This window comes from Kitasatospora sp. NPDC058063 (assembly GCF_042885395.1).
Lineage (GTDB): Bacteria > Actinomycetota > Actinomycetes > Streptomycetales > Streptomycetaceae > Kitasatospora > Kitasatospora lactacystinica.
This window is the reverse complement of the sequence record NZ_JBHVSD010000005.1, coordinates 308,261-320,598: the sequence shown is the minus strand read 5'-3', so window position 1 is coordinate 320,598 and position 12,338 is coordinate 308,261. Positions and strand designations below refer to the sequence as shown.

The following is a 12,338-nucleotide window of genomic DNA, read 5'->3' as shown; positions in this document are numbered from 1 at the left end:
AGTCCCGTCGATTGACGGCCCCCGTCAAATGACGGGAGGGCTCCCCCCCGCCCGACCCGGCGCCGCGGCGGCCAGGCACCATGGAGGGGTGAGCGTGACCATTGACATCACCGGGCTGCCGCACGAGCGGATCACCTTCTGCCCCTCGCCCCTGGCCGAACTGAGCAACGCGCTGCACGCGCTGGCCGAGCCCGCTCACCACTCCCGGCTGCACGCGTGGACGACGACGACCTCCGCCGCGCTCAAGCCGGAACTGGCCGACCGGCTGCTCGAAGCCGACTTCATGTGGCGGTCGACGCGCTCCGACTTCCTGATGCCGGCCCGGCCCCGGGAGACCCTCACCGAGGAACTGGACGACCTCGACCGCATGGACGACGAGAAGTTCGTCGGCGCGGCCCTGGAGATCTCGTGCAGCATCAGCCACTACCCCAAGGGCCTGCCGTCGCCCCTGGTCGACGCGTGGTCGCGGCGCCGCGCGCTCGACCTGGCGGCGGCGCGCGGCCCGCGCCAGGCGGCCTTCGTCGAGCGGATGCTCGCCGAACCCACCGCCACGCGCGCGTGGATCCGGCGCCTCCTGGAGGACTGCGACCAGGCGTTCTTCGCCGACACCTGGCGCCGGGTCCGCGTCCAGCTCGCCGCCGACGCCCAGCACAAGACCGAGCTGCTGCGCCGCAAGGGCCTGGCGGAGTCGCTCACCGCCGCGTCACCGGCGCTGAGTCTGGAGGAGGACGAGCACGGCAGCCGCATCGTCGTCGACAAGCTCGTCCACGGCCGCACCGAGGCCCGCGGCGCCTCTCTCACCCTGATACCGACCGTCTTCGGCTGGCCGCACCTCTTCACCCTGTACGGGCCGGGCTGGCAGCCCGTGATCCAGTACCCGGCGGCCGCCCACGAGGTCGGCGGCGCCGAGCCGGTGGAGACGGTCAAGCTGCGCCTGGACGCGCTGACCCACCCCCTGCGGATGAGCCTGTGCCGCAACCTCGCGCGCGGCGCGTACTCGACCAGCGAGCTGGCCGACGCCTACGGCATCACCGCCCCGGAGGTCTCCCGCCATCTCACCGTGCTGAAGAAGGCCGGGCTGGTCATCACCCAGCGCCGGGGGCGCTACGTCCTCCACCAGCTCGACATCTCGGTCGTGGCCCGGCTCGGCAGCGACTTCCTGGAGTCCGTGCTGCGGTGAGGACGGCCGGGCGGCCGGACAGCCGGACGCCGGCGGGGCGGGGGCGGGACGCCGCGACGGGCGGATCGGCCCGGCAGCCCGTACCGCCACCACTCGCCCGCCCGTCCGCCCGCGCGTCAGGACCAGGGCTCCCCCGGACGGGGTCCACCGCCGAGGACGAGCAGCGCCTCCCCCGTGGGCAGGTCGCCCGGCCGCCGTGCCGACCTGCCGTAGGCACTCGCCGCGTTGCCGAGCGCAAGGAGGGCCTCCGCACTCGGCAACGCGGCCCGGTCGGGACGGAGGCGGTCGGCCGCCAACCGGGAGAGCCGGGCGATCGTCTCGCACGCGCGGACCGACACGTTGCGGAGGAACTCCGCGACGCGCCGGTCGTCGAGGAGACGGCCCGCGGACTCGCCGGCCCGTTCGGCGAGCGTGTCCCAGACCCGGGAGACGGCGTCACGCACGGTGCGAAGCTGCTGCCACTCGGGGACGGCGCGAAGGGCGAGGGCGTGCCGGTCGACGGCGCGGAGGGCGGCGCTCACCGCCATCGCCGCGCTCCTCGTACCCACGTGCCCCGTCCCGTCGGCGGCCGGCGCTTCCGATGCGTCGGGGAGCGCGGCGACGTGCTGCCAGTGGACCTGGAGCGCCTCCACATCGGCCTCGAGAACCGCTCGCAGATCCCCGGCGGTGCTCCGCCCCCCGGGCACGGCCTCCTTCCAGGCCTCCGCCACCTCGTACAGCTGCGCTCTGAGGTCCGGCAGGTCGGCGCCTTCCGGGGCCTGCCGGTCCTCCGTCCGCGCCAGGGGCAACTCCGTTCCCCACAGGGGGAGTTCATCCCCGGCGGGCGTTTCGTCGACGGCTTCGACCGAGCCCTGGTCCGCACGGGCGACCGACTCGCCGCGACCCGCTCCAGGACCGGCGGCGACGGTGTTCTCCGGTGAATTCACTGAGTGCATTCTCCAACTTCCGGACGACGAAGGATCATGGCTGCCTCTCTGCCCTCGCACAGGAAGGAGTGTTCGACACGAGCAGCACTCCCGAGGCGCTGAACTCACCTGGTGTAACAGCTCTGTTGAGGGTTGTCGACCGATGCGACCGACGTGCCTGCGACTCCCGGTCCAAACCGCCCGCGGGGGTGTGATTCCGGCGTTTCCAGCCAGGTGGTTGCCGCCGGGCCGCTTTACCGACCATATGCCCGGGTGGATCCCGTGACCGTGGGTGATGACCCTACTCGGCTCAGCGGGGATTGCCGGGCACCACCGGGCCCGGAAGGCCGGGGGCGGCGCGCAGGCGCTGCACGGCGGCGGTCTGCTGGACAGCAGAGGCCCGATCCACCGTGCGGGCCCTCGACCCCGGAGGCACGACCGTGCCGACCGACGACTCACGCACCACCGCCCAGCAGCTGATGCACACCGCCTCGCGGCACACCGTGGCGGTGTCCCGCTTCACCCCGGGGGTCCTGCCGGACACCGGCCGTGTCGCGCTCGACACCGCCTGCGAACCGCAGGACCGCCCGGCCCGCGCGGGCTGAGCAGGCCGGTCGAGTTCGCGACGTTCCGCGAACCGTGGCAGCCCGAGATCATGCGGCAGGTGGGCGACTACGTCCTGTCGGGCCGCTCGCCGCCGTCCCTCCTCCGCCGGGGTTCAGTGGCGGTCGCCGAGGGCGAAGAGCAGGATGACGAAGCCGGCGAACAGGTGGGTGCCGAGGATGTAGATCCCGGCCCGGATGAGCATGGCCTTGCGCCGGCTCTTCTCCTCGGAGGTGGCATCGTTGCTCATGGCCGGTTCTCCTGGGGTCGGGGGGCGGGGCAGTCGTTGCGTCCCCGAGGGCGGTTCACCGCCGGGGCTCCCGGAGTGCGGTCATCGGTCGGTTCCGTCTCATGGCGCGGCGTCGGCCAGGACGCCGGTGGTGTGCAGTTCGGCGCGGGCGTAGGCGATGGCCTCGGGGGTGTGGCCGAAGACCCGCCCCGCGGTGTTCAGGCCGTCCAGGACGCCGAGGGCGTCCAGAGTGTGCCGGTGGCCCTCCTTCACGCCGGAGACCAGGACGAGGATGCCGCGGCGCTCCAGCTTGCCTATCGCATCACCCAGCACCAAGGCACCGGTGGAGTCGATGGCGGTGACCTGGGACAGGCGCAGGATGACGGCCTTGACATCGGTGGTCTCGGCGAGTTGGAGCAGGAAGCGGTGGGCGGCGGCGAAGAACACCGGGCCGTCAATCCGGTACGCGGCTATGTGCTCGGCGAGCAGTGCCTGCTCCTCCGCGTGGTGGTCGGCGGGCGGCAGACCGTCGTGCAGCGGCACCTGCTGGAGCCGCGCGGAGCGGGCGACCTGACGCAGGGCCAGGATCCCGGCCACGGCCAGGCCGACGACGACGGCGGTGACCAGGTCGAAGGCGAGGGTGGCGGCGGCGGTGAGGACCAGGACGGCGGCCTCGCCGCGGCCGCTGCGGGCGAGCGCCCGCAGCGAGGCGACCTCGACCATCCGCACCGCCGTGGCGATCAGGACACCGGCGAGGGCGGCCAACGGGATGTCCTCCACGAGGGGTGCGGCGGCGAAGACGACCACGGCGAGCACGACGGCGTGGACCAGGGCGGCGAGCCGGGAAGCCGCGCCGGAGCGGACGTTGACAGCGGTGCGGGCGATCGCGCCGGTGGCGGCGACACCACCGAACAGCGGAGCGACCAGATTCGCCACTCCCTGGCCGAACAACTCCCGGTCGCTGTCGTGGCGTTCGCGGACACTCATCGCGTCGGCGGCGGTCGCCGACATCAGCGACTCCAGTGCCGCCAGGGCGGCGACCGCGAGGGCGGCGGTCAGCAGGTGCGGAACGGTGCCGAGGTCGAGGAAGCCCAGGGACGGCAGCGGCAACCCGGCCGGGAGGTGGCCGATGGTCGCCACGTCCAGATGGACGGAGCGGGCCGCCAGGGTCGCGGCGGCGACGGCGATCAGCGAAAACGGGATGCCGGGGCGCACCCGGGCTCCGACCAGCATCACGGCGGCGACGCCGAGCGCCAGCGCGAGCGCCGCCGGGTGCGGGTGGCGGACGAAGTCGGCGACGGCCCGGGCCGCGACCACCACGATGTTCTCCGCGTCGCTCTTCTCCACGCCGAGGGCGGCGGGCACTTGCTGGAGACCGATCACTCCGGCAATGCCGAGGGTGAAGCCCTCCACCACCGGGGCGGGGACGTAGGCCATGAAGCGGCCCGCCCCACCGATGGCAAGGACGATCAGCAGCAGACCTGCGATCAGGCCGACGGTCAGCACGCCGGAAGTGCCGTACTGGTGGACGATCGGGACCAGGACGACGGTCATGGCCCCGGTGGGTCCGCTCACCTGGAGGTTGGAGCCGCCGAATATCGCGGCCAGCGCCCCGGCGACCACTGCGGTGGCCAGCCCGGCCTCGGCACCGGCGCCGGAGGCGACGCCGAAGCCGAGCGCGAGCGGCAGGGCCACGATCGCCACGGTCAGGCCGGCCAGGAGATCCTTGCGGGGCGAGCGGCCCATGGTGGCGAGGGTCGCGCGGTCCGGCAGGACGGCCCGGACGCGATCAGCGGCCCGGCCTGTCAGGGCGCTCTGCGTGGCACTCACGCGGTCTTCTCCTGAGTGCCCCGCACCGCGGCCTCACGCAACTCGGCGAGCAGCGTCTCCTGGTCGGTGATCATCTCGGTGAGGATGCGGCGCGCGGCGCGCAGCAGTTCGGCGACGTCCGGGGTGCTCAATGCGTAGACCACCGTGTTGCCCTCGCGGCTGGCCGTGACCAGGTTGCTGCGGCGCAGAACACCGAGCTGCTGGGAGAGGCTGGACGGCTCGATCTCGATCGCGGCGAGCAGCTCGCGCACCGGGAGCGGCCCGTCCTGGAGCAGTTCCAGCACGCGGATGCGCGCCGGGTGGCCGAGCGTGCGGAAGAACTCCGCCTTGGCCTGGTAGAGCGGGACGACCATGTTCAGTCCTCCTCCTCTTCCTCTTCCTCGGCGGCGCGCTCGACCTCGATGCCGTGGTGGGCGGCGATCCGCAGGAGCTGCCTGACGCGTCCGGCATACGCCTGGGCACCGTCCTCGTCACCGGCCGCCCGATCGCTTGCCCGCTGCCGGCGGGCCTCGGCGAGCTGCTCGCGAAGCTCCTGGTCGAAAACGTCGCTCATACGCCCCTCCTTGCCGCAGGCGCTGCCGCGCGCGGCCACACCACTGCTGGATACAGCACAACATAATCTATTGACTTGAAGAATTCTTCAAGTTGCGATCATTGAGGATCGGCGTCCACCCGGAGGTGTTCGGGCTCCTCGGTCCCGACGGAGCCGGGAAGACCACCACCATCCGCTGCCTGACGGGCCTGCTGCGCCCCGGTCGGCGGCCGCCAGGCTCGCCTCGGAGATGTCGATACCGACGGTGACGGGAAGGTCCACGGTGGCTGTCTCCTCAATGACAGCCACCTGATCCTCGGTCAGGAACCCCAGGTCCAGTCTGTTACCTCGGGCAGGTCGGTGCCGTGTTCACGGATCCAGTCGTGGTGTCGGGCGCGCTGGTCGGCCATCCGCTGCCGGACGGCGGCCGCCCGGACGGCGAGGCCGGGGGTGCGGTCGATGACGTCCATGACCAGGCGGTAGCGGTCGAGGTCGTTGCGGACCACCATGTCGAAGGGCGTGGTGGTGGTGCCGGACTCCTTGTACCCGCGCACGTGCAGCTGGGGGTGGACGGCACGGCGGTAGGCCAGGCGGTGGATCAGCCACGGGTAGCCGTGGTACGCGAAGACGACCGGCCGGTCGCGGGTGAACAGGGCGTCGAACTCGGCGTCGGGCATGCCGTGCGGGTGCTCCTCGGCGGGCATCAGCCGGGCCAGGTCGACCACGTTGACCACCCGTACCGCCAGGTCCGGCAGATGGCGGCGGAGCAGGTCGGCCGCGGCGATCACCTCCTGGGTGGGGACGTCACCGGCGCAGGCGAGGACGACGTCCGGTTCGCGGGTGCCGTCGTCGGTGCCGGCCCACTCCCAGACGCCGGCACCGCGGGCGCAGTGGGCTCGGGCCTGCTCCAGGGTGAGCCAGTCGAAGCAGGGCTGTTTGCCCGCGACCACGACGTTGACGTAGTCGCGGCTGCGCAGGACGTGGTCGGCGGTGGCCAGCAGGGTGTTGGCGTCCGGTGGGAAGTAGACCCGCACGGCCTCGGGGCTCTTGTTGAGGACGTGGTCGACGAAGCCGGGGTCCTGGTGGGAGAAGCCGTTGTGGTCCTGGCGCCAGACGTGGGAGGTGAGCAGATAGTTGAGCGAGGCGATGGGGGCGCGCCAGGGGATCCGCCGAGTGGTGCGCAGCCACTTGATGTGCTGGTTGACCATCGAGTCGACGATGTGGACGAACGCCTCGTAGCAGGAGAAGAGGCCATGCCGTCCGGTGAGGAGGTAGCCCTCCAGCCAGCCCTGGCAGGTGTGTTCGGAGAGGATCTCCATCACCCGGCCGTCGGGCGCGAGGTGTTCGTCGGTGGGCACGGTAGCGGCCTGCCAGGCCTTGCCGGTGGCCGCGTAGACGGCCTGGAGGCGGTTGGAGGCGGTCTCGTCGGGGCCGACCAGACGGAAGTCGCGGCGTTCGGCGGTGTCGGCCATCACCTGTTCGAGAAGGTCTCCGAGGATCCGGGTGGGCTCGTGCAGCGTGGCACCGGGTTTGTCCACGGGGACGGCGTAGCGCTCCAACGGAGGCAGCGGCAGGTCGCGCAGCAGGAGGCCGCCGTTGGTGTGCGGGTTGGCACCCAGGCGGCGGATTCCGTCGGGAACGCAGGCGAGCACCTCGGGCACCGGGCGGCCGGCGGTGTCGAACAGTTCCTCGGGCCGGTAGGAGCGCAGCCAGGCTTCCAGTTGGGCGAGGTGGGCGGGGTTGTCGCGGACCTGGTCCAGCGGCACCTGGTGGGCACGCCAGGTGCCCTCGACGGGGACGCCGTCGACCTGGGCCGGTCCGGTCCAGCCCTTGGGGGTGCGCAGCACGATCATCGGCCAGGCGGGTCGCCCGGTGACGCCGTCGTCCCGGGCGCCCCGCTGGATCGCGGCGATCTTCTCCACCGCGGTGTCCAGGGCGGCGGCCATGGCCTGGTGGACCGCCAGCGGGTCGTGCCCGGACACGTACAGGGGGTCGTGCCCGTACCCGCGCAGCAGGGCGTCGAGTTCGTCCTCGGGCAGGCGGGCGAGGACGGTCGGGTTGGCGATCTTGTAGCCGTTCAGGTGCAGGATCGGCAGGACTGCGCCGTCGTGGACGGGGTCGAGGAACTTGTTGCCGTGCCAGGACGCGGCGAGCGGGCCTGTCTCGGCCTCGCCGTCGCCGATCACGCAGGCCACCAGCAGGCCGGGGTTGTCCAGGGCCGCGCCGTAGGCGTGGGAGAGCGCGTAGCCGAGTTCGCCGCCTTCGTGGATCGAGCCCGGGGTCTCGGGGGCGACGTGGCTGGGTACGCCGCCGGGGAAGGAGAACTGCCCGAACAGCTTCGCCATGCCCTCGGCGTCCCGGGCGATGTCGGGGTAGGTCTCGGTGTAGCTGCCCTCCAGCCAGGAGTTGGCGAGGACGGCGGGCCCGCCGTGGCCCGGGCCCCAGACGCAGATCGTGTCCAGGCCGCGCTGCTTGACGATCCGGTTGAGGTGGGTGTGCACCAGGTTGAGGCCGGGTGAGGTGCCCCAGTGGCCGAGCAGGCGGGGCTTGATGTGCTCGGGCCGCAGCGGCTCGCGCAGCAGCGGGTTGGCCATCAGGTAGATCTGACCGACCGCCAGGTAGTTGGCGGCCCGCCAGTGCGCGTCCAGCTCCTGGAGCTCCTGGCCGGAGAGGGCTGCGGGCGCCGGAGGCGGGGTGACGGACATGGCTGAGGTCTCCTTCGGATCGTCGGGCGCGGCACCCGGCAGCCGCGCTCGGCCCCATCGTCACCGCCGGGACCCGATGGCGCAAAGGGCCGGTCGGGGCATGCCGGGACCGGACGGACGGGACCTGTGGCCCTGCGTTCCGGGGCTGCCCGGCCCTGGGCCGGTGCCCGCCGAGGGCGGAGGCTGGCGGAGCCTGCCGATCGGTGCAGGCGCGCCGTACGACGCGGCTCCCCCGAGATCGTCGAGTACTCGGTGCGCGGCGCCGTGCACGCCGTCTACCGGCTGCTCGGCCTCGACAGGCCCGTCCCGCCGGTGCACCACGCCCTGGTCGATCCGAAGACGGCCTTCCAGACCCTGAGGACCGCCTTCGGCTGAGCCCGTCCCATACCCCGCCAGCACACGAGAAACCGGAGCATTCCCCCATGAGCACATACGTACTGGCCGGCGTCGACGGCTCGCCCGAGAGCACCACAGCGGCCCGCTGGGCTGCCGCCGAGGCCGTCCGACGCGGTCTCACCCTGCGCCTGGTCCACGCCCAGACCTGGCTGGACTACATCAACGCCGGCCCCGGCGAGCCCGCCGACGTCCTCGCACTGACCACCCGGATGCTCTCGGACGCCCGGCAGGCGGTCCTGGACCCGTACCCCGGTCTGGAGGTCCGGGCCGAGCTGATCGGGGGCGCGGAGCCGGTCAATGCGCTGGCCGAGGCCGCCTCCGACGCGGAACTGCTGGTCCTCGGTTCGCGGGGGCTCGGGGGCTTCGCGGGCCTGCTGGTCGGATCGGTCGGCCTCGCCGTCGCCGGCCGGTGCGAGGTTCCGGCGGTCTTCGTCCGCGCCGGGGAGTCCGAGCGGCCCGGCGGCCCCGATCGGCCCGAGGTGGTCGTCGGCGTCGACTCCCGTGACCCCTCCCCGGTGGTCGTCGAGTTCGCCTTCCACGAGGCCGCCCGGCGCGGAGCCGTCCTGCGCGCCGTCCACGGCTGGGAGCCACCGCCGGTCTGGGGCTACGCCGGGTGGGTGCCCCCGCTGGCCGAGGCGGAGCAGTTCCGGGCGATCGAGGGCGAACTGCTCACCGAGGCGCTGACCGGCTGGCGGGAGAAGTTCCCGGAGGTCGAGGTGGTCGAGGACAGCCGGATCGGCACCGGTGCCTCGGCGCTGGTGGACGCCTCCACCGACGCCTGCGTCGTGGTGGTCGGCCGCCGGCGGCGCCCGCACCACGCCGGCATGCGGCTCGGCCCGGTCGCCCACGCCGTACTGCACCACGCGCAGGCACCGGTCGCAGTCGTGCCGCACGACTGACCGGACAACCCGCAGGCGGTGGGCCCCACGAAGGCGTGGGGCTCACCGGCTTTTCTCCTGCCCCCGCACGCTCCGGCGAAGTGCCCGCGGCGATGGGGGTACCTGTGGTGCGGATGCCTGTGCCGGGGGTCCCCGGTGAGGGCCCGGCCGCCGACCGCGGCGCCTGCCCGGGACGAGCAGTCCCTGTGGTCGGCGCCGGCTCCTTGCTCCGGGTCCCGAAACGGCGCGAACCGGGGACGGTGTCACCCGTCCCCGGTTCCGCGTCCCGGCCGTTCCCGCGCCGGCTACCGCGCGGGTGTGATGAGGCCGTAGTGGCCGTCGTAGCGGTGGTAGAGCACGTTGCCCCGCCCAGTGGCGGTGTCGGTGAAGAAAACGAACGGCAACCCGGTGAGGTCGAGCCTCGACACCGCCTCGGCCACCGCCAGCTCCGGCACCCCGGCGGTGCTCACGGTGAGCCCCGGTTCCGGGTCGCCGGCGGGCCCGGCGGTGGCCAGACGGTGCCCCTCGACGTGCCCGTCGCGGTAGACGACGCTGTCGCAGCCGGTGGCGGTGTCGGTGAACAGGTGGAAGTCGTAGTCCATGGCCTCCATCTCGAACACGGCGGCCCGGGCGCTCTGGCTGGGCAGGCTGTACGTCTTGTGCCGCACGATGCGCCGTTCCTCCGGTGCCAGGCCGCGCCGGTGCGGGCGGTGCTCGCGGGCCGCCTCGTCGTCCCAGGCTCCTCGGCCGGCCGGGGCGTGGTGGCGGTGGGAGTCGCGGTGCCGGTGCACCCGTGCCAGCCGGGCGGTCAGCCGGTCCTGGAGCAGGTCGACGGCCTCCTGCATGGTCGCGGCCGCCACGTGGGCGCGGACGGGGCGGCCGTTGAGGTCCACCACGGCCTGGGCGACGGCAGGCTTGACGACGGCGTGGTTGCTCTCCTGGGTGAGCTTCACCCGGGCCGCGAGCACCGGCTCGTGCTGCCGCTCGACGACGGCCAGCAGCTTCGCCCTGGCGTAGTTCGGCGCGGCGAGGGACACCTCGCCCCGGGTCTCGACCTGGATGTCGTGGGCGATCGGCGTGTGCGGACGGTTCATCGGGAGTCCTGCCTTTCGGATGTGGATTCAGACTGCCGGGTGCCGGGCGGCACCGTCGTCGGCCGGACGTCCCGCCGGCAGGGCCCTATGGCCCCTTTCTCCGCCGTCCAGGCCGGTGCCGGGCCCCGGTGCACGGCCCGCCGCTCTCGCGACCGGGACCACCGGCCCGGCAGCCGGTCCCTTCGGTCCCTTCTCCCGCCCGGCGCCCGGGCGGGAGATTCGATGGCATACCGGGCGACGGTCGTCCGGGCCCGATGCCTTGATCTCACCTCGCCATCGCCCACCTGAGCAGCAACAAGGAGCACCACCGTGGCCGGCACCCACCGCCCCGCCCGGCCCGACGGCCCGCCCGCACCACGGTGCGGCCACCTGCGCCGGGCTCTCGGCCGGGAGCGCAATCCGCTCGGCCGGGCCCTCGACCGGGCCCGGAGCCGGGCGGTGGTGCTCACCGTCCTCGGGATCGCGCTCGCGGCACTCCTCGGCACCGGGGCCGCCGTCACCCTCCTCGCGGACGGCCGGCGGCAGGCCGAGGCCACTGCCGCCCGCCTGCACCGCGTCGAAGCCACGGTCCAGGGCTCCGTCCGGCAGGCGGAGAGCACCGTCGCCGGAGGGAAGGCCGTCTACCGCGCCGACGCGGCCTGGACCTACCCCGGCAGCCAGCGCAACACCGGCAGCATCGACGTCCCCCGGACCACCGGGCCCGGCGCCACCGTCGGGATCTGGGTCGACCGGAACGGACACCCGGCCGCCGCACCCCCGAGCACCGCCGGCCTCGTGTTCGACGCCGTGTTCCCGGGCCTGTTCCTCTTCGGCCTGCTCAGCGTTCTCGCCGCCGCCGGACTCTGCGCGAGGCTGGCTGCCATCGACCGTCGTGCCGACCTGGCATGGACGCGGTCCTGGGCCCGGCTGGAGCCTGCGTGGAGCGGTCGTACCCGGCGCGGCAACCACCACGGCTGACCGGACACGACAGCACGGTTCCCCTCCCCAGTCGGCTCCGCCCCGACAAGGAATGCTGTTGCCCTGCACCCCCACGAACCGGCGACTCCAGCCACAGCCGTGTCCCGGACCAAGCAGGGCCGGACGGCCCTCACCCTGGCCGCCCCCAAGCAGTCGACCGGTCGGCCCGTCCGCTGAACCGGCCGCCCCGGGACACCGGCCCCACCGACCGGGTCCGGTCGGCGGCCTCGCCGGGGACCAACGACCCCTCCTCCGGCACCCGCCGCGGCGACACCATCGATGCCATGACACCTGACACCACGCCGCTGGACGGCCGAGAGTGCCGACGGCTCCTCGCCGGCCTGTCGGTCGGCCGGGTCGTCTACACGCTCGACGCCCTGCCCGCCGTCCAACCCGCCCAGTACCGGCTCGGCGCCGACGGCAGCGTGCTGCTGAGCGCCGTCGCCGGGTCCGAGCTGGTCCGAGCGGTCTCCGGCGCGCTGGTGGCCTTCGAGGCCGGGGAGCTCGACGCGGCGGACGGCACCGGTTGGAGCGTGACCGTCCTCGGCCGCGCCGACGTCACACCCGACGTCACACCCGACGGGACGGCAACCGGTCCGACCGGCACGGTCACCGTCCGCATCCTTCCCGAGCTGGTGAGCGGCCGCCTGCTCTAGCCGACCCGCCCGGTCCGGACGCCGACCGGAGCACCGCCTCCGGACGGCGGACGGCGGACGGCACGACGAACGCGCTGCCGTGAGGCCGGGTCAGTGTTGCAGCGGCGCCAGGCCGCCGCCGGCCTTCGGAGAGGCGCGGTGCGCCGCGCCTGGAGCTCCTCCAGCAGCTCGTCCAACCGCAGTTGCGGCAGCCGTGACCGCACCGTCTCGCCGCTCACGGGCCCCTCCTCGTCGCCGAAGTCGCGGCCGATTCTCGCAGAAGGCCACCGGATCCCGGGACCTTCGGTACCGAGGTGGGGCTGCTCGGCCCCTGTGGCCGACCGGCGGCCCGGCGGGAGTCTGGTCGCCGGACGGGACCGCGCCCATGGGTTGT

14 protein-coding genes are annotated in these 12,338 nt (G+C 73.4%); 7 read left to right on the top strand and 7 right to left on the bottom strand.

Annotated elements, in window-relative coordinates:
* The first annotated feature begins 88 nt into the window (after positions 1-88).
* Positions 89-1,180: a DUF5937 family protein gene (locus ACFVUY_RS11200; RefSeq protein WP_387729187.1), complete on the top strand. Its 1,092-nt coding sequence runs from the start codon at positions 89-91 to the stop codon at positions 1,178-1,180.
* 116 nt (positions 1,181-1,296) lie between these two features.
* Here the strand turns inward: ACFVUY_RS11200 and ACFVUY_RS11195 are convergent, their stop codons facing one another.
* On the bottom strand, positions 1,297-2,106 hold the full coding sequence (locus tag ACFVUY_RS11195; RefSeq protein ID WP_387729184.1) for a hypothetical protein: 810 nt from the start codon (positions 2,104-2,106) through the stop codon (positions 1,297-1,299).
* A gap of 419 nt (positions 2,107-2,525) precedes the next feature.
* On the opposite strand from ACFVUY_RS11195, the gene ACFVUY_RS11190 reads away from it, so the two are divergent.
* Entirely contained in the window at positions 2,526-2,690 is a 165-nt protein-coding gene (locus tag ACFVUY_RS11190) for a hypothetical protein (RefSeq protein ID WP_387729181.1), read from the top strand.
* Positions 2,691-2,803: 113 nt separating this feature from the next.
* On the opposite strand, the gene ACFVUY_RS11185 is transcribed toward ACFVUY_RS11190, so the two are convergent.
* The 4 genes from ACFVUY_RS11185 to ACFVUY_RS11170 all read right to left on the bottom strand — a co-directional run bounded on the left by ACFVUY_RS11185 (position 2,804) and on the right by ACFVUY_RS11170 (position 5,300).
* Complete coding sequence (locus ACFVUY_RS11185) at positions 2,804-2,938, bottom strand: DUF6126 family protein (RefSeq protein WP_380542470.1); 135 nt, start codon at positions 2,936-2,938, stop codon at positions 2,804-2,806.
* A 99-nt stretch (positions 2,939-3,037) separates the two neighbouring features.
* Positions 3,038-4,663 (bottom strand): SulP family inorganic anion transporter, encoded by a 1,626-nt coding sequence (locus ACFVUY_RS11180; RefSeq protein WP_387729388.1) that lies wholly within the window; start codon positions 4,661-4,663, stop codon positions 3,038-3,040.
* Positions 4,664-4,743: 80 nt separating this feature from the next.
* Positions 4,744-5,100, bottom strand: a complete 357-nt coding sequence (locus ACFVUY_RS11175) for an ArsR/SmtB family transcription factor (protein ID WP_387684248.1) — start codon at positions 5,098-5,100, stop codon at positions 4,744-4,746.
* 2 nt (positions 5,101-5,102) lie between these two features.
* On the bottom strand, positions 5,103-5,300 hold the full coding sequence (locus tag ACFVUY_RS11170) for a hypothetical protein (protein WP_387729177.1): 198 nt from the start codon (positions 5,298-5,300) through the stop codon (positions 5,103-5,105).
* 125 nt (positions 5,301-5,425) lie between these two features.
* On the opposite strand from ACFVUY_RS11170, the gene ACFVUY_RS11165 reads away from it, so the two are divergent.
* A complete protein-coding gene (locus ACFVUY_RS11165; protein ID WP_387729385.1) occupies positions 5,426-5,548 on the top strand; it encodes a hypothetical protein in 123 nt (40 codons plus the stop codon).
* A gap of 51 nt (positions 5,549-5,599) precedes the next feature.
* Here ACFVUY_RS11165 and ACFVUY_RS11160 read toward each other — a convergent pair whose 3' ends face one another.
* Complete coding sequence (locus ACFVUY_RS11160; RefSeq protein ID WP_387729174.1) at positions 5,600-7,984, bottom strand: phosphoketolase; 2,385 nt, start codon at positions 7,982-7,984, stop codon at positions 5,600-5,602.
* Between the two features lie 252 nt (positions 7,985-8,236).
* Between ACFVUY_RS11160 and ACFVUY_RS11155 the strand changes: the two genes are divergently transcribed.
* Both ACFVUY_RS11155 and ACFVUY_RS11150 read left to right on the top strand, forming a co-directional pair.
* Entirely contained in the window at positions 8,237-8,359 is a 123-nt protein-coding gene (locus ACFVUY_RS11155; protein WP_387729172.1) for a hypothetical protein, read from the top strand.
* A 47-nt stretch (positions 8,360-8,406) separates the two neighbouring features.
* A complete protein-coding gene (locus tag ACFVUY_RS11150) occupies positions 8,407-9,279 on the top strand; it encodes a universal stress protein (protein ID WP_387729170.1) in 873 nt (290 codons plus the stop codon).
* A gap of 284 nt (positions 9,280-9,563) precedes the next feature.
* Here the strand turns inward: ACFVUY_RS11150 and ACFVUY_RS11145 are convergent, their stop codons facing one another.
* Entirely contained in the window at positions 9,564-10,352 is a 789-nt protein-coding gene (locus ACFVUY_RS11145; RefSeq protein WP_387729167.1) for an HPF/RaiA family ribosome-associated protein, read from the bottom strand.
* A 309-nt stretch (positions 10,353-10,661) separates the two neighbouring features.
* On the opposite strand from ACFVUY_RS11145, the gene ACFVUY_RS11140 reads away from it, so the two are divergent.
* Positions 10,662-11,309, top strand: a complete 648-nt coding sequence (locus ACFVUY_RS11140) for a hypothetical protein (RefSeq protein ID WP_387729165.1) — start codon at positions 10,662-10,664, stop codon at positions 11,307-11,309.
* Between the two features lie 284 nt (positions 11,310-11,593).
* The gene (locus tag ACFVUY_RS11135; RefSeq protein ID WP_387729163.1) at positions 11,594-11,965 is read left to right on the top strand and encodes a pyridoxamine 5'-phosphate oxidase family protein; all 372 of its coding nucleotides are present in this window, start codon (positions 11,594-11,596) and stop codon (positions 11,963-11,965) included.
* Positions 11,966-12,338: the final 373 nt, after the last annotated feature.